Here is a 15,944-nt window from a genome sequence, read left to right as displayed (position 1 = left end):
CCCGCCGGCATGCGCGAACCGGTCAGTCCGCGAGCGCCTTGGCGAGGTTCTCGTCGAGCGCGTCCATGAAGCCTTCGGTGTCGAGCCAGGGCTGGTCCGGGCCGATGAGCATGGCGAGGTCCTTGGTCATCTGGCCGCCTTCGACGGTGGAGACGATGACCTTCTCCAGCGTTTCGGCGAAGTGGCGCACCTCGGGCGTGCCGTCGAGATCGGCGCGGTGCTTGAGCCCGCCGGTCCACGCGAAGATCGAGGCGATCGGGTTGGTGGAGGTCTTCTCGCCCTTGAGCCAACGGCGGTAGTGTCGGGTCACGGTGCCGTGCGCGGCCTCCGCCTCGACGGTCTTCCCGTCCGGGGTCATGAGCACGGAGGTCATCAGTCCCAGCGAGCCGAAGCCCTGAGCCACGGAGTCGGACTGCACGTCGCCGTCGTAGTTCTTGCATGCCCAGATGTAGCCGCCGTGCCATTTGAGCGAGCTGGCGACCATGTCGTCGATGAGGCGGTGCTCGTAGGTGAGTCCCTCGGCCTCGAAGCGTTCCTTGTACTCGGTCTCGTACACCTCGGCGAAGATGTCCTTGAACTGTCCGTCGTACGCCTTGAGGATGGTGTTCTTCGTGGACAGGTACACGGGGTAGTGGCGCATGAGCCCGTAGTTGAAGCAGGCGCGCGCGAAGCCGCGGATCGAATCGTTGACGTTGTACTGCACCTGCGCCACGCCGCCGTCCGCGCCGTAGTCGTAGACGACGTGCTCGATGGGCGCGGAGCCGTCCTCGGGGGTGAAGGTGACGGTCAGGCGTCCGGCGCCCGGCACCTTGAAGTCGGTGGCCTTGTACTGGTCGCCGAATGCGTGGCGCGCGACGACGATCGGCTTGGTCCAGCCGGGCACGAGGCGCGGCACGTTGCTCATCACGATCGGCTCGCGGAAGATGGTTCCGCCGAGGATGTTGCGGATCGTGCCGTTGGGGGATTTCCACATCTTCTTGAGGCCGAACTCCTTGACGCGCGCCTCGTCCGGCGTGATCGTCGCGCATTTGACGCCCACATGCTCGCGCTGGATGGCGCGCGCCGCGTCGATGGTGACCTGATCGTCGGTGGCGTCGCGGTTCTCGATGCCGAGGTCGTAGTAGTCGAGGTCCACGTCGAGGTACGGCAGGATGAGGCGGTCCTTGATGTCCTTCCAGATGACGCGCGTCATCTCGTCGCCGTCGAGCTCGACGACCTTTCCTTCGACCTTGATTCTGGCCATGTTTCCTCCTGACGGATGCTGTTGTGACATCAGTCATTCGTAGCGCAGGATTGTAACGTCCCCGTGGCCGGTTCGAGTATGTGAGACACGGCGCCCCGCCGCGCCCTCCCCGTCCCGCGCGCGCATTAGTCTCGGAGGCATGTCTCAGGAAATTGAAATCGGTTTGGGCAAGAAGGGCCGTCTGGCCTACTCGCTGGACGATGTCGCGATCGTCCCCTCCCGCAGGACCCGTGACCCGCAGGACGTCTCCACCGCGTGGCAGGTCGACGCCTACGAGTTCGACGTGCCGGTGATCGGCGCCCCCATGGATTCCGTGACCAGCCCGGCGACCGCCATCGCGATGGGCAAGTTGGGCGCGCTGGGCGTGTTGGACCTCGAGGGTCTGTGGACCCGCTATGACGATCCGGAACCGTATCTCGAGGAGATCGCGCGGCTTCCCGTGGCCGACGCCACCCGGCGCATCCAGGAGATCTACGCCGAGCCCATCAAACCGGAGCTCATCACCCGTCGTCTGCATGAGATCCGTGACGCCGGCGTCACCGTCGCCGGCGCGCTGTCGCCCCAGCGCACGCAGCAGTTCTACTCGACCGTGGTAGACGCCGGCGTGGACCTGTTCGTGATCCGCGGCACCGCGGTGTCCGCCGAGCATGTCTCGCAGGACCACGAGCCGTTGAACCTCAAGCAGTTCATCTACGACCTCGACGTGCCGGTCATCGTCGGCGGCGCGGCCAACTACACCGCCGCGCTGCATCTGATGCGCACCGGAGCCGCCGGCGTGCTCGTCGGCTTCGGCGGCGGAGCCGTGTCCGCTACGCGCCAGACCATCGGCGTCGAGGCGCCGATGGCCACCGCCATCGCCGACGTGGCCGAGGCCCGCCGCGACTACATGGACGAGTCCGGCGGCCGCTACGTGCAGCTCATCGCCGACGGCGGCATGGGCGATTCCGGAAGCTTCGTCAAGGCGCTGGCGCTCGGCGCCGACGCCGTCATGCTCGGCGCGCCGCTCGCCCGTGCGACCGAGGCTCCCGGTCACGGCAAGCATTGGGGCGCCGAGGCGCGTCACCAGACGCTGCCGCGCGGCTTCCGCACGGATGTCGGCACGGTCGCGCCGCTGGAGCAGATCCTGTTCGGACCGAGCCACACCGCGGACGGCACCACGAACTTCATCGGCGCCCTGCGCCGTGCGATGGCGTCCACCGGATACGTCGACGTGAAGAACTTCCAGCGCTGCGGCGTGGTGGTCTCGCCGTACGTGGACCGTCGCTGACCGATAGGGGCGTGCGGGGGGAGGTTATCCACCGCGTCGTCCACACCCATGCACCAAGGCCCCGCCCATGTTGACGCGGGGCCTTCGGATATGGTGCGATGGCTTCGTGCGAGGCCGACGACGGTCCGCGCGAACGGCCATCGATCGGCGAAGGAGCCTCCAATGCAACCGCAGCGTCACGTCATATTCCCTTCCGCGGGATTCATCCACGGCGACACCCCTCCCGTCTACGAGGGACGGATACATGTCGAGCTTTCCGCGGAACCCGTGCCGTACCGCATCGTCGCGGTCGTGGACGACGCGATGACCGACGGGCAGATGCACGGCATGGCCGTGTCCGGATGCAAGGTCGCGTGCCTGGCCGCCGACGTGATTCGCGGGACGCTGTCGGCGTCGATGCTGCGCCGAGCCGTCGAACCGTCCTGCATCGAGCGCCTGGAGACCATGGCCTATCTGATGGACAGCACCATGCGGACGGACGACGCGCTGCGCGCGAGGATGCGCTACCTGCCGGTCGTGCCGTTCTCGGTATACGGAATGCTGGTCAACGCCGACGCGCTGGAACTCGCCGTGCATCTGTCCGTGGGAGGGGAATCCTACTGGTCGAACCTGCGGTTCGAAATCAAGGGGTCGCGCTGGATGTGCACGGTCGCCGACATCGGCTAGGCGTCCGGCGCGGCACCCCATGGCTGATACCGGACCGGGTATAGTCTTGGATTCATGTTGCGTGAGTATATTTCCGACCCCGAATATGTGACCAACGACGGCGACACGATATTCTCGTTGCTCGCCGCGCGCGCCGAGGGCGCCCCCGACGACGACATCGCCGAATACCAGGATTCCGAGCGCCGCTGGCATACGGTCAAGGCGCACGAGATGCTCTCGCGGGTGCGCGAGGTCGCCAAGGGCATGCTGGCCCTGGGCGTGCGCCCCGGCACCATGGTCGCCATCTACTCCGCCACCTGCTACGAGTGGGGCGTCACCGATTTCGCCTGCGCCGCGATCGGCGCGGTGAGCGTGCCGATCTACGAGACCGATTCGCAGCGGCAGGCGGCCTCCATCATCGCGGATACGTCGCCGCTGATCGCGTTCGCCGGCGACCAGGCGCACGCGCAGACCCTCGAACAGGTGCGCGACGAGGTCGACGGTCTGGAATACGTGTTCAACTTCAAGGAGAACGGCCTCGACGCCGTCGCCGATTTCGGCGCGGGCGTCTCCGACGACGAGCTCGACGCCGCCATCGCGCGCGTCAGGGCCGACGACATGACCACCATCGTGTACACGTCCGGTTCGACCGGCAAGCCGAAGGGCGCCATGCTGTCGAACCGCAACTTCACGCATATCGTGAAGAACGGCTACATCATCCTCGAGGACATGCTCTACAACCCCAACCGCCTGCTGCTCTTCCTGCCGTTGGCCCACTGCTTCGCCCGGTACATCCAGTACGTCGCCATCGGCGGCCACGGCGTCGTCGGCTACATCCCGGGAGCCAAGCACCTGCTCGCCGATCTGCGCTCGTTCAAACCCACCTACCTGCTCGGCGTGCCGCGCGTGTTCGAGAAGGTGTACAACGCCGCCTCGCAGAAGGCCGGCAACGGCATCGCCGGACGCGTGTTCGCGGCGGCGTACCGTCATTTCGTGCAGTGGTCGAAGGACGGGCAGGAGGGACGCGGACACAGTCTCGCGGCCCGCGTGCGCCATTCGTTCTTCATGTCCACCGTCGGCAAGTCGGTCCGCTCCGCGCTCGGTCCGAACCTCTCGTGGCTCGCCTGCGGCGGCGCGCCTCTCAACTCCGATCTGGCGCACTTCTTCAACGGCATGGACGGCATCACCTTCATCCAGGGCTACGGCATGACCGAAACCGCCGCCCCCATGCTCGTCAACTGGCAGGAAGCGAACAAGGTCGGCACGGTCGGCAAGCCCGGCCCCGGCATGGGCGTGCGTCAGGGCGACGGGGGCGAACTGCTCCTCACCGGCCCGAACGTGTTCCTCGGCTACTACAGGCAGCCCGAACTGACCGCCGAGACGAAGACGGCCGACGGCTGGATCCACACCGGCGATCTCGGCTCGATCGACGACGACGGCTTCGTGACCATCACCGGCCGCACGAAGGACATCATCATCACCGCCGGCGGCAAGAACGTGAGCCCCGCGCCGATGGAGGAGACCATCGCCACGTGCCCGATCGTCGACCATGCCGTCGTCATCGGCGACGGCAAGCCGTTCATCGCCGCGCTCATCGAGCTCGAACCGGACATGACCCGTTCCTGGCTCGCCTCCCAGGGCCTCGACCGGGACGCCCCGCTGGATGAGATCGCCGTCAACGACGCCGTCCGCGCGTTCGTGCAGCAGTACGTCGACAAGGCGAACGCGAACGTGTCGCGCGCCGAATCGGTGCGCAAGTTCGTCATCCTCGACGAGCAGTTCAGCCAGGAGTCGGGCACGCTGACGCCGAGTCTGAAGATCGTGCGCGCCAAGATCCTCAAGCGTTACGAGCGCATCATCGACGACGAGATCTACGCCCCGCGCAACCCCGCCAAGCCGTTGCCCGCCACCGTGCGCATCCTCGACCGGACCACCGAATCGGTCAAGCGCACCGCGGAAACGGTCAAGCAGGCTTCGGAAAGCGTCAACACGAAGTCGCTGCGGTCCGCATACGAGCAAGCCAAGGGCAACGTGTCTGATTCGCTTGCTAGCGTTTCGGAGAAGATCAAGCGGCAGCAGGACGAGTCCGTCGAACCGCGGGAGGACGCCGCGGCGGCTTTCCCCGACGCCGACGCCGCGAGCGACCGTGCCGATGCCGAACACAACGACAGCGAGGAGAAATAGTCTTGGCCATCCGTGAAATCCGCATCGTCCCCGATCCCGTGCTGCGCACCCCCTGCGATGAGATCCGCGAGATCACCCCGGCCGTGCGACGTCTCGTCGACGATCTGCTGGAGACCGTGAACGATCCCGGTCGGGCCGGATTGTCCGCCAACCAGATCGGCGTGGGGCTCCGGGCCTTCTCCTACAACATCGACGGGAAGGTCGGCTACGTGCTCAACCCCGTGCTGGAGGAGACCCGCGGCGAACAGTACGGCGACGAGGGATGCCTGTCGGTGCCCGGCCTGTGGTACAAGACGCGTCGCGCGGACTATGCGCGCGTGCGCGGCATCGACCTGGACGGCAAGGAGATCGTGCTGGAAGGCACCGGCCTCATGGGCCGCATGCTCCAGCATGAGACCGACCATCTCGACGGCCACGTGTACCTCGACCGTCTCGAGAAGGAGGAGCGCAGGGCGGCGCTCAAATACATGCGCGAGCACGCCAAGTAGCCGCCACCGCCCCGAAGGCGTGAGCCCCGGACCGGAAGGCCCGGGGCTTTTCCATGCCGTATGGTACTGTGCCAATTCGTGCGCCAACCAGGCGAGGGGCGGAGTCGCAGCCGTCCCGAACCAACCGATATCGTCTACCGGCGCACGAAGAATTCGCGTCATGCCCGCGACGGCCTGTGTCGGTCGGCCCGAACCCGTGAGAATGCGGGGGAGCGCTGCACGCAGGTGCGCATGACCAGGCAATAACCGACAAGAAAGGTCACTACCATGGCTCAGATCACGATGAGCGAAATGCTGAAGGCAGGCCTGCACTTCGGCCACCAGACCCGCCGCTGGAACCCGAAGATGAAGCCGTTCATCCTCACCCAGCGCAACGGCATCCACATCATCAACCTGTTCAAGTCGCTCGAAATGATCGACAAGGCGTACGACTTCATCAAGACCACCGTCGCCCACAACGGCACCGTGCTCTTCGTCGGCACCAAGAAGCAGGCCCAGGAGGCCGTCTCCGGCCAGGCCACCCGCGTGAACATGCCGTACGTGTCCGAGCGTTGGCTCGGCGGCATGCTGACCAACTTCCAGACCGTCTCCAAGCGCGTCTCCCGCCTCAAGGAGCTCGAGGAGATGGACTTCTCCGACGTGCACGGCTCCGGCCTGACCAAGAAGGAGCTGCTGCTCCTCGAGCGCGAGAAGGACAAGCTGGAGAAGCAGCTCGGCGGCATCCGCAACATGGGCCGCACCCCGTCCGCGATGTTCGTCGTCGACATTAACAAGGAGGCGCTGGCCGTCGAGGAGGCCCACAAGCTGGGCATCCCGGTCATCGCCATCGTCGACACCAACACCGACCCGGAGTCCGTCGACTACCCGATCCCGGCCAACGATGACGCCATCCGCGGCATCGAGCTGCTGACCAGCCTCATGGCCGACGCCGTCGCCGACGGTCTGCTGGAGCGTTCCGGCAAGGCCGCCAAGGAGGAGGGCGCCTCCGAGCAGCCGATGGCCGCTTGGGAGAAGGAGCTCCTGGAGAACCAGGAGACCGCCGCCCCGGCCGCCGAGGCCGAGACCAAGGCCGAGTGAATCCCCGCTGAAGGGTTCGCCAACCGTGAACCGCCGAGGTTCACCAACCGCTAGGATGGGAGGTGCAATCATGATTGCACCTCTTGTCTTAGAGGAACGTAATCGAGTTTTATCTCAAGGAGACAAGTTTCATGGCAGCAATTACCGCCGCTCTGATCAAGCAGGTTCGTGAGGACACCGGCGCCGGCATGCTCGACGTCAAGAAGGCCCTGACCGAGGCCGAAGGCGACGTCGCCCGCGCCAAGGAGATCATCCGCGCCAAGGGCATCGCCGCGGCCGGCAAGCGCGAAGGCCGCAAGGCCCAGGAGGGCACCATCGCCTCCAAGGTCGTCGCGGGCGCCAACGGCGAGACCGGCTACGCGGTCGAGCTGAACTCCGAGACCGACTTCGTGGCCAAGACCCCGAAGTTCGTCGAATTCGCCGACACCGTCCTCGGCTACGCCGTCGACGCCGACGCCGACTCCACCGAAGCCGTTCTGGCCGCCAAGGCCGGCGACGAGACCGTCAAGGAGGCCATCGAGGAGGCCGCCGCCCTGTTCGGCGAGCACGTCAAGGTCGGCCAGTTCGCGAAGATCTCCGGCGAGCACGTCGAGGTCTACGCGCACAAGAAGTCCGCCGAGATGCCGCCGAGCATCGTCGCCATGATCGCCACCGACGAGGCCGGCGCCGCCGTCGCGCACGAGGCCGCGCTGCAGATCTCCGCGATGGGCGCCAAGTGGCTGACCCGCGAGGACGTCCCGGCCGATGTGGTCGAGTCCGAGCGTCGCGTCGCCACCGAGAAGTCCCTCGCCGAGGGCAAGCCGGAGAAGATCGTCCCGAAGATCGTCGAGGGCCGTCTCAACGCCTTCTTCAAGGAGGTCGTCCTCCTCGAGCAGCCGTTCGTCAAGGATCCTTCCAAGACCGTCGGCAAGCTCTTCGAGGAAGTGGGCGGCAAGGCAGTGGCCTTCGCCCGCGTCGAGGTCGGCAAGGGCTCCGAGGAGTGAGCGGACCCCGTTGAGAGCGTGTCGTCGTCCCCGTCGGTACGGGTGACGACGACACGCCAGCAGGATGGCGGCCGCGCGCCTTTCAGGGTGCGCGGCCGCCATCGTTTGTCCGGGACGTCGGTGACGCGCCCGGACTGGACCAGTCGGAGACAACGGGGCGCGGAAACGCCCTCCATGAACGGGAAGGAGACGCGTATGGGCGAGAAGGACGGAAGGACGGCCTACGTGCCGGCGACCAAGGCGACGGCGGTCGGGCTGCTCGCCATCGCGCTATGGAGCCTGATGACCGCGCTGGTGCGCATCGTCGCCGAATCCTTCGGCGCGACGCTTGGCTCGGCGCTCATCTACACCTGCGGCGTCGTTCTGCTGTTCGTCTTCCACAGGCCCGCGCCGCTGCGTCTGTGCCCGCGCCGGTATCTCATCGTCGGCGGGGTGCTGTTCGTCTTCTACGAGTCGTCCATATCATTGTCCATCGGACTGGCCTCCACCGCGGAGCAATCCGTCGAGGTGAGCCTCGTCAACTATCTGTGGCCGACATTGATGGTGCTGCTCGCCGCGGCCCTGGGCAGGCCACGGCGCAAGGGCGCCGTGTGGCGCGCGCTGCCCGGCGCCGGCGTGGCGACCGTCGGCGTGGCGCTGGCGGTCGGCGGCAACAGCGGCCTGCGCCTCGAAGCGGCGCTCGGGCATGTGGCGTCGAACCCGCTGCCGTACCTGCTCGCGTTTCTCGGCGCCTTCGCCTGGTCCGTCTACGCGGTGATCACGCCGTCCATATCGCACGGGTATGACGGCACGTCGGTGTTCTTCCCCGGGGTGGCGGTCATGCTGTGGATCATCCACTTCATCTCAGGCGAAGGGTGGCCGCAGACGATGCCCGGTCCGCTCGACTGGCTGGCGATCGTCGCCTGCACGACGGTCATCGGCGGCGGATACGCCTGCTGGGGCTACGGCATCCTGCACGGCAGTCTCAGGACGCTCGCCGTCGCGTCCTATGCCACGCCGGTGCTGTCGGTCGCGGCGAGCGCCCTCATTCTCGGGCTCTCCCTGTCGTTGCCGTTCTGGTGCGGCGCGCTGCTGGTCGTCGCCGGCTCGATTCTGAACTGGCTCGGCGAGCGTTTGTCCCGATTCCGCGGGTGACGGCGTCCCCGACCGGGCGGCTGACTGCGGATTCGGGAACGCCGGTCGCGCCCGCGGGGCCGCTGTCGCGAATTGCGGATAACCTGTTAGACGGAATTTTTCGCGGGTCCATGCGACTTGCGCCATGAACCAAGGACGAAAGGGTTTAACGTATGACTGGCAATGATGCGAAAGACAAGCCGCGCAGGGTGCTGCTGAAGCTGTCCGGCGAGGCGTTCGGCGGCGGCAAGGTCGGCATCGACACCAAGGTGATCCGTCGCATCGCCGAGGAGATCGTGCCCGCCGTCCAGCAGGGCGTCCAGGTGGCCATCGTGACCGGCGGCGGCAACTTCTTCCGCGGCGCCGAGCTGCAGCAGGCCGGCATCGACCGTTCGCGCGGCGACTACATGGGCATGCTCGGCACCGTGATGAACTGCCTCGCGCTGCAGGACTTCCTCGAGCAGGAGGGTCAGGCCACCCGCGTGCAGACCGCCATCACCATGGGGCAGGTCGCCGAGCCGTACATCCCGCTCAAGGCCATCCGCCATCTGGAGAAGGGCCGCGTCGTGATCTTCGGCGCCGGCGCGGGCATGCCGTACTTCTCCACCGACACCGTCTCCATCCAGCGTTCGCTGGAGATCCACTGCGACGAGGTGGTGATGGGCAAGAACGGCGTCGACGGCGTGTACACCGCCGATCCGCGCAAGCACCCCGAGGCCAAGCGCTTCGAGACCCTGAGCTACAACCGCGCGCTGGTCGACAACCTCGCCGTGATGGACGCCTCCGCGCTGTCCATGGCGCGCGACAACAAGAAGCGCATCCGCGTCTTCGGCCTCGAGGAGCCGGGCAACGTGACCCGCGCACTGCTCGGCGAGGAGATCGGCACGCTCGTCTCCACCGCCGAATCGCGCGTGGCGGAATAGCCGGCACCCCCGCCGAACCCCTACAATCTGTAGGGGAGAACAACGTCAACACCAACAGTTCGTAGACGAACAGCAAGGAGCACAATATGGCAAACGTCATCGATCAGGCCAAGGACCAGATGGCCAAGACCGTCGAGAACACCAAGGAGAACTTCGCGGGCATCCGCACCGGACGCGCCAACCCGGCCCTGCTCAACGGCATCGTGGTCGACTACTACGGCGCCCCCACGCCGATCAAGGCCGTCGCCTCCATCAGCGTGCCGGAACCCCGCACGCTCGCCGTCACCCCGTTCGACGTCTCGCAGGCCGCGGCCGTCGAGAAGGCGATCCGCAACTCCGATCTCGGCGTGAGCCCGAACCGCGACGGCAACGTGATCCGCGTCACCATGCCGGAACTCACCGAGGAACGCCGCAAGGAGTACGTGAAGCTCGCCAAGGGCAAGGCCGAGGACGGCAAGGTCGCGGTGCGCAACATCCGCCGCAAGACCAAGGAAGGCATCGACAAGGCCGTCAAGGACGGCGACATGGGCGAGGACGAGGGCGACCGTCTCCTCAAGGACCTCGACAAGGTCACCAAGTCCGTCACCGACGAGATCGATTCCCTGCTGGAGACCAAGCAGAAGGAGATCATGGAGGTCTGATCCTCCGAACGAGTTATGGAACGCAACGAACAACTCCACGAAGAGGCCGAGGTCGCGCTTGACGAGATCAACAAGAAAACCGGCCGGAACATGCCGCAGGCGATCGGAACGGCGGTCGTCCTGATCGCCATCATCCTCGCCGCGATGCTCCTGAGCATCGACCTGTTCGTGGCGTTGATCGTCGTGTTCATGATTCTCGCGCTGTGGGAGCTGCGCGTCGATTTCGCCACGGTGGGACTGCACATCCCGTTCATCGCGTTGTGCGTATGCTCGGTGGCGACGCTGTCGGCGACGTACTACGCGCCGCTCCACGTCGTCGCAATGGCGTTGTGTGCGATGGCGTCGATCATGTTCGTCGCGCTGACCGCGACCGCCAAGCTCAGTTTCGGCAACCGCCTGTCGTTGGCGGTCGCCGACAAGCTGTCGCACACGGAGGCCGGCGCGCGTCTCGAGTCGTCGTTCAACCATGAGGGCGGCGAACAGCATCATTCGCGCCTGAGCCATGTGGCCGTCTCGGTGCTCACGGTGCTCTACATACCGGTGCTCGCCGCCTGCATCGTCATCCCGCTGACGTTCCACGGGCATCCGGTCGCGCATGCGATCATGCTCGTGTTCCTGCCGGCGCTGTCCGATACGGGTGGACTGTTCGCCGGCGCATGGCTTGGCAGGCACAAGCTTTCGCCCCGCATCTCGCCGAAGAAAAGCTGGGAGGGACTCGCCGGATCCGTGCTGTTCGCGATGGCGGGCGCCTTCGCCGTGTTGTTCTCGACGTATCCGTCGGACGTGTGGGCCGCCAAATGGTGGGTTCCGATTCTCGAAGGCGTGCTCGTCGGTGTGACCGGCACCTTCGGCGACCTGTGCGCCTCGATGATCAAGCGCGATCTCGGCATCAAGGACATGGGCCACCTGCTCAAGGGGCATGGCGGGGTGATGGACCGTGTGGATTCGATCCTCATGGCCGCGCCGTTCACCTGCATCCTGCTGTGGTTCACGGGTCTGTGACCCACACGGGCCACTCCGGAAGCCGGGGCCGGGCGATCCGCCGCGATCGTCCGGCCCCGCGTCGCGTCCGGGCATGGCGTCGTGCCGCATGGTCCAACGGCATGACACGCACAACCACGAACAGCACGCACATCGAAAACAACGAAAAGAAGGCCACAATGGTCGATCAGCATTCCATCTCCGAAGCTCCGGAGACCGGCATCACACCGGGCGGCACCAAGGGGGCGTTCCGCGACGTCCTGTCCAAGGACCACGCGCGCAGGGGCAAACCGCCGCTGCATTTCGCGGACATGACCGACGAGCAGCGCATCGAGACGGCGAAGGAGTTCGGCATGCCGAAGTTCCGCGTCAAGCAGCTCGCCAACCACTACTACGGCCGATTCGACGTGAACGCCGCCGAGTTCACCGATTTCCCCGCCGCCAAGCGCGACGAGGCCGCAGCCGCGTTCTTCCCCGAACTCATCCACGAGGTGACCCGGCAGGTGGCCGATGAGGGCACCACCATCAAGACGCTGTGGCGCCTGTTCGACGGCTCCCACATCGAATCGGTCCTCATGCGCTATCCCACGCGCACCACGCTGTGCATCTCCTCGCAGGTGGGGTGCGGCATGGGATGCCCGTTCTGCGCGACCGGCAAACTCGGTCTCACCCGCAACATGTCCGCCGGCGAGATCGTCGAACAGGTCCGCGTGGCCGCGCGCATGATGCGTGACGGCGAGGTGGCCGGAGGTCCGGGGCGTCTGAGCAACATCGTGTTCATGGGCATGGGCGAGCCGATGGGCAACTACCGGTCGGTGCTGTCCGCCGTGCGTCAGATCTCCTCGATGCCTCCGGAGGGGTTCGGCATCTCGGCGCGCAACATCACCGTGTCCACCGTGGGCGTCGTGCCCGGCATCAGGAAACTCGCGGCCGAAGGCCTTCCGGTGCGTCTCGCCGTCTCCCTGCATGCGCCGAGCGACGAGCTGCGCGATGAACTGGTGCCGATGAACCGACGGTTCGACACCACGCAGGTGCTCGACGCGGCGCACGACTACTGGCTCGCCTCGAAACGCCGCGTCAGCATCGAATACGCGTTGATGCGCGGCATCAACGATCAGGCGGAGCATGCTCGCCTGCTCGCAAAGCGTCTCAACCATTACGGCGACGATTGGGCGCATGTCAACCCGATTCCGCTCAACCCGATCGAAGGGTCGCGCTGGACCGCCTCCAAACCGGAGGACGAGGCGAGGTTCCTGGACATCCTGCACGCCGCCGGCATCACCGCCACGTTGCGTGATACGCGCGGACAGGACATCGACGGCGCCTGCGGCCAGCTCGCCGCGAAGACCCGGGAGTCGTTCGGCTCCCGGTGATGCTGAACGGGCGGCCGTCTTCGGCGCCGCCGCCCGTTCAGCATAGCGAGACGGCCGGGGCCGAAAGGCCACCTTGCCGCTAGTGTGAATGGCATTGGTAATGAAGGACCTTGCAAACAGGGGAGTGAAGTTATGTCGCTGGCGGTTCGAGTCATCCCGTGCCTGGACGTCGATGCCGGACGAGTGGTCAAGGGTGTGCATTTCGAGAATCTCAAGGATGCCGGCGACCCGGTGGAGCTCGCCGCCGAATACTATCGCCAAGGTGCCGACGAGCTCACGTTCCTCGATGTGACCGCCTCCAGTTCGCATCGCGGCACGATGGTCGACGTGGTGTCGCGCACCGCGGAGCAGGTGTTCATCCCGATGACCGTCGGCGGTGGCGTGCGCACTCCCGAGGACGTGGACTCGCTGCTGCGCTGCGGCGCGGACAAGGTCGGCGTCAACACGGCCGCCATCAACGATCCGACGCTCATCAGCCGCGTCGCCGAACGGTTCGGCAATCAGGTGCTCGTCCTGTCCGTCGACGCGCGCCGTGAGCAGGGCGAACGGCATACGAAGTCCGGTTTCGAGGTCACCACGATGGGCGGGCGCAAATCGACCGGCATCGACGCTATCTGGTGGGTGAAACGCGCCGAACAGCTCGGCGCCGGCGAGATCCTCCTCAATTCGATGGATGCGGACGGCACGAAGCAGGGCTTCGATCTGGAGATGATCAGCGCTGTCCGCAGGGAGGTCTCGATTCCGATCATCGCGTCCGGCGGCGCCGGCAAGGTCGAGGACTTCCCTCCGGCGATCGAGGCCGGAGCGGACGCGGTGCTTGCGGCGTCGGTCTTCCACTACGGCATCATGACCATCGCCGACGTGAAGGCGGAGCTCAGGCGCCACGGCTACACGGTCCGGTAAGGTAGCCGGCTCCATCGATTCGGTTTTCATCTCCCGCCGCCTGCCGCAACGGATCAGGCGGGAACGGGCGGGCATTGACGCGGAAGGCGGATGACATTATCCATGACAGTGACAGACAACGAATACGACAACACGACTGAACTCGACCCGCGCATCGCATCGCGCCTCAAGCGTGACGCGAAGGGGCTGGTCGCCGCGGTCATCCAACAGTACGACACGCGGGAAGTGCTCATGGTCGGCTATATGAACGACGAGGCGCTCCGCCGCACACTCACCACGGGCCGCGTGACCTTCTGGTCGCGCTCCCGTCAGGAATACTGGCGCAAAGGCGACACCTCCGGACATGTGCAGTACGTCAAGGGCGTGTCCCTCGACTGCGACGGCGACGCCCTGCTCGTCGAGGTCGATCAGGTGGGAGCCGCATGCCACACGGGCAAGCGCAGCTGCTTCCTGGAAGGAGGGCCGCTGCCGGTCGTCGAAGGGCACAGGCCGGACGTGCAGGAAACGGTGAACGGGCAGGAGGCCGAGGCATGAGCAAGTGCAGCGTCGAACATCTCAACTGGGGCGGCACCTGGCCGAGCCGCGAACAGTTCCTCGAACTCGCGGGGGAAGGCTACCGTGTGATCCCCATCGTGCGGCGCCTGCTCGCCGATTCACTCACCCCGGTCGGCTTCTATGAGCGTCTGGCCGGAGGCCGTACCGGCACGTTCATCCTCGAATCGGCCGAATACGGCGGCTCGTGGAGCCGATACAGCTTCATCGGCGTGAACTCGATGGCGCAGCTTCGCGCTGACGAGCACGGCAACGCCGACTGGCTGGGCACCGTGCCCGCCGGCGTGCCCACGCACGGCGACGTGGTCGAGGTCGCGCACGCCACGTTGAAGACGCTGAAGGCGCCGCGTGTCGAGGGACTGCCGAACCTCACCTCCGGTCTGGTCGGTACTGTCGGATGGGATGCGATCCGCCACTGGGAGCCGACGCTGCGCGCCACGGCGCCGAACGAGACCGGACAGCCGGAGATGGTGCTGGCCCTCGCCACCGACATCGCCGTGGTCGACCATGTCTCCGGTTCGGTGTGGCTCATCGCCAACGCGGTGAACGTGGACGACAAGCCCACCCGTGCCGACATCGCCTACGACCAGGCCGTCGGCCGTCTGGACCGCATGCAGGAGAACGCCGCCACGCCCACCCCCGGCGAGGCGCGGGTCAGCGCGCTCGACGCTTCCGTCCCACAGCCGGAACTGCGTTTCCGCACCCCGCGTGACGTGTATGAGAAGGCGGTGGAGGCCACCCGCCGCCATATCATCGACGGCGACGTGTTCCAGACGGTCATCTCCCAACGGCTCGACATCGATTCGCCCGCCGACCCGTTCGACGTGTACCGAGTGCTGCGCACGCTCAACCCGAGCCCATACATGTACTTCATGGCGCTCACCGACGCGCAGGGGCGCGACTTCAACGTGATCGGCTCCAGCCCGGAGACGCTCATCAAGGTGGACGACGGCCATGCGCTCACCTTCCCGATCGCCGGTTCGCGCCCGCGCGGCAAGACCCCGGAGGAGGACGCGCGGCTCGCCAAGGAGCTGCTCGCCGATCCGAAGGAGCGCAGTGAGCACATCATGCTCGTCGACCTTTCCCGCAACGATCTGAGCAAGGTGTGCCGTCCGGAGACCGTGGAGGTGGTGTCCCTCATGGACATCAAACGGTTCAGCCACATCATGCACATCTGCTCGACCGTCACCGGCGAGGTCAATCCGGACATGACGGCGTTCGACGTGTTCATGTCGGCGTTCCCGGCCGGCACCCTGTCCGGCGCTCCCAAACCGCGCGCCATCGAGATCATCGACGAATTGGAGCCCGCCGACCGCGGCATCTACGGCGGTACCGTCGGCTATTTCGATTTCTCCGGCAACATGGACATGGCGATCGCCATCCGCACCGCGTTCCTGCGTGATCATGAGGCGAGCGTGCAGGCGGGCGCCGGTCTCGTGCTCGACTCCGTGCCCGCGAACGAATGGCAGGAGACCCGCAACAAGGCCGAGGCGAGCGTCGAGGCGATTCAGATCGCCGCGCAGCTTCGCGAGCTGTAGTCCGCCGCGGTGACGTTCGCGCGATACCGCCTG

General features: G+C 66.2%; 15 protein-coding genes. 14 read left to right on the top strand and 1 reads right to left on the bottom strand.

Going from position 1 to position 15,944, the window contains the following annotated elements:
- Nucleotides 1-22: 22 nt before the first annotated feature.
- Nucleotides 23-1,243, bottom strand: a complete 1,221-nt coding sequence (locus BFAL_RS04955) for an NADP-dependent isocitrate dehydrogenase (RefSeq protein WP_055427318.1) — start codon at nucleotides 1,241-1,243, stop codon at nucleotides 23-25.
- A 139-nt stretch (nucleotides 1,244-1,382) separates the two neighbouring features.
- Here BFAL_RS04955 and BFAL_RS04950 point away from each other — a divergent pair, with 139 nt between their 5' ends.
- The 14 genes from BFAL_RS04950 to trpE all read left to right on the top strand — a co-directional run bounded on the left by BFAL_RS04950 (nucleotide 1,383) and on the right by trpE (nucleotide 15,911).
- A complete protein-coding gene (locus BFAL_RS04950; RefSeq protein WP_055427317.1) occupies nucleotides 1,383-2,510 on the top strand; it encodes a GuaB3 family IMP dehydrogenase-related protein in 1,128 nt (375 codons plus the stop codon).
- Between the two features lie 162 nt (nucleotides 2,511-2,672).
- Nucleotides 2,673-3,176, top strand: coding sequence for an Rv3235 family protein (locus BFAL_RS04945; RefSeq protein ID WP_055427316.1), 504 nt, complete (start codon nucleotides 2,673-2,675; stop codon nucleotides 3,174-3,176).
- Nucleotides 3,177-3,230: 54 nt separating this feature from the next.
- On the top strand, nucleotides 3,231-5,339 hold the full coding sequence (locus BFAL_RS04940) for an AMP-dependent synthetase/ligase (protein WP_055427315.1): 2,109 nt from the start codon (nucleotides 3,231-3,233) through the stop codon (nucleotides 5,337-5,339).
- Between the two features lie 2 nt (nucleotides 5,340-5,341).
- The gene (gene def, locus BFAL_RS04935; RefSeq protein ID WP_055427314.1) at nucleotides 5,342-5,827 is read left to right on the top strand and encodes a peptide deformylase; all 486 of its coding nucleotides are present in this window, start codon (nucleotides 5,342-5,344) and stop codon (nucleotides 5,825-5,827) included.
- Nucleotides 5,828-6,094: 267 nt separating this feature from the next.
- A complete protein-coding gene (rpsB, locus tag BFAL_RS04930; protein ID WP_055427313.1) occupies nucleotides 6,095-6,904 on the top strand; it encodes a 30S ribosomal protein S2 in 810 nt (269 codons plus the stop codon).
- Between the two features lie 131 nt (nucleotides 6,905-7,035).
- Nucleotides 7,036-7,887: a translation elongation factor Ts gene (gene tsf, locus BFAL_RS04925; protein ID WP_055427312.1), complete on the top strand. Its 852-nt coding sequence runs from the start codon at nucleotides 7,036-7,038 to the stop codon at nucleotides 7,885-7,887.
- A gap of 195 nt (nucleotides 7,888-8,082) precedes the next feature.
- Entirely contained in the window at nucleotides 8,083-9,021 is a 939-nt protein-coding gene (yddG, locus tag BFAL_RS04920) for an aromatic amino acid DMT transporter YddG (protein WP_055427311.1), read from the top strand.
- Between the two features lie 152 nt (nucleotides 9,022-9,173).
- Nucleotides 9,174-9,923, top strand: coding sequence for a UMP kinase (gene pyrH / locus BFAL_RS04915; protein ID WP_055427310.1), 750 nt, complete (start codon nucleotides 9,174-9,176; stop codon nucleotides 9,921-9,923).
- A gap of 86 nt (nucleotides 9,924-10,009) precedes the next feature.
- Nucleotides 10,010-10,564, top strand: coding sequence for a ribosome recycling factor (gene frr, locus BFAL_RS04910; RefSeq protein ID WP_055427309.1), 555 nt, complete (start codon nucleotides 10,010-10,012; stop codon nucleotides 10,562-10,564).
- 15 nt (nucleotides 10,565-10,579) lie between these two features.
- On the top strand, nucleotides 10,580-11,566 hold the full coding sequence (locus BFAL_RS04905) for a phosphatidate cytidylyltransferase (protein ID WP_055427308.1): 987 nt from the start codon (nucleotides 10,580-10,582) through the stop codon (nucleotides 11,564-11,566).
- Nucleotides 11,567-11,724: 158 nt separating this feature from the next.
- Nucleotides 11,725-12,918 carry a dual-specificity RNA methyltransferase RlmN gene (gene rlmN / locus BFAL_RS04900; RefSeq protein ID WP_055427356.1) on the top strand — a complete coding sequence of 398 codons (1,194 nt, stop codon included), beginning with the start codon at nucleotides 11,725-11,727 and terminating at the stop codon, nucleotides 12,916-12,918.
- A gap of 132 nt (nucleotides 12,919-13,050) precedes the next feature.
- Entirely contained in the window at nucleotides 13,051-13,821 is a 771-nt protein-coding gene (hisF, locus tag BFAL_RS04895) for an imidazole glycerol phosphate synthase subunit HisF (RefSeq protein WP_055427307.1), read from the top strand.
- Between the two features lie 108 nt (nucleotides 13,822-13,929).
- Nucleotides 13,930-14,355: a phosphoribosyl-AMP cyclohydrolase gene (gene hisI / locus BFAL_RS04890; protein ID WP_055427355.1), complete on the top strand. Its 426-nt coding sequence runs from the start codon at nucleotides 13,930-13,932 to the stop codon at nucleotides 14,353-14,355.
- The gene (gene trpE / locus BFAL_RS04885; RefSeq protein WP_055427306.1) at nucleotides 14,352-15,911 is read left to right on the top strand and encodes an anthranilate synthase component I; all 1,560 of its coding nucleotides are present in this window, start codon (nucleotides 14,352-14,354) and stop codon (nucleotides 15,909-15,911) included. Before hisI ends, trpE begins: the two co-directional genes overlap by 4 nt.
- The last annotated feature ends 33 nt before the right edge of the window (nucleotides 15,912-15,944 follow it).

This window comes from Bifidobacterium aesculapii (genome assembly GCF_001417815.1).
In the GTDB taxonomy this organism is placed as follows: Bacteria; Actinomycetota; Actinomycetes; order Actinomycetales; family Bifidobacteriaceae; genus Bifidobacterium; species Bifidobacterium aesculapii.
The sequence above is the reverse complement of the archived record's forward strand: the minus strand, read 5'-3'. Positions and strand labels throughout refer to the sequence as shown.

What these genes read in the sequence shown, in the direction of transcription:
- BFAL_RS04955 (WP_055427318.1), bottom strand. Translation starts at nt 1,243, where the DNA reads ATGGCCAGAATCAAGGTCGAAGGAAAGGTCGTCGAGCTCGACGGCGAC.
- yddG (WP_055427311.1), top strand. Translation starts at nt 8,083, where the DNA reads ATGGGCGAGAAGGACGGAAGGACGGCCTACGTGCCGGCGACCAAGGCG.
- BFAL_RS04945 (WP_055427316.1), top strand. Translation starts at nt 2,673, where the DNA reads ATGCAACCGCAGCGTCACGTCATATTCCCTTCCGCGGGATTCATCCAC.
- trpE (WP_055427306.1), top strand. Translation starts at nt 14,352, where the DNA reads ATGAGCAAGTGCAGCGTCGAACATCTCAACTGGGGCGGCACCTGGCCG.
- BFAL_RS04905 (WP_055427308.1), top strand. Translation starts at nt 10,580, where the DNA reads ATGGAACGCAACGAACAACTCCACGAAGAGGCCGAGGTCGCGCTTGAC.
- frr (WP_055427309.1), top strand. Translation starts at nt 10,010, where the DNA reads ATGGCAAACGTCATCGATCAGGCCAAGGACCAGATGGCCAAGACCGTC.
- rpsB (WP_055427313.1), top strand. Translation starts at nt 6,095, where the DNA reads ATGGCTCAGATCACGATGAGCGAAATGCTGAAGGCAGGCCTGCACTTC.
- pyrH (WP_055427310.1), top strand. Translation starts at nt 9,174, where the DNA reads ATGACTGGCAATGATGCGAAAGACAAGCCGCGCAGGGTGCTGCTGAAG.
- hisF (WP_055427307.1), top strand. Translation starts at nt 13,051, where the DNA reads ATGTCGCTGGCGGTTCGAGTCATCCCGTGCCTGGACGTCGATGCCGGA.
- BFAL_RS04950 (WP_055427317.1), top strand. Translation starts at nt 1,383, where the DNA reads ATGTCTCAGGAAATTGAAATCGGTTTGGGCAAGAAGGGCCGTCTGGCC.
- BFAL_RS04940 (WP_055427315.1), top strand. Translation starts at nt 3,231, where the DNA reads ATGTTGCGTGAGTATATTTCCGACCCCGAATATGTGACCAACGACGGC.
- rlmN (WP_055427356.1), top strand. Translation starts at nt 11,725, where the DNA reads ATGGTCGATCAGCATTCCATCTCCGAAGCTCCGGAGACCGGCATCACA.
- tsf (WP_055427312.1), top strand. Translation starts at nt 7,036, where the DNA reads ATGGCAGCAATTACCGCCGCTCTGATCAAGCAGGTTCGTGAGGACACC.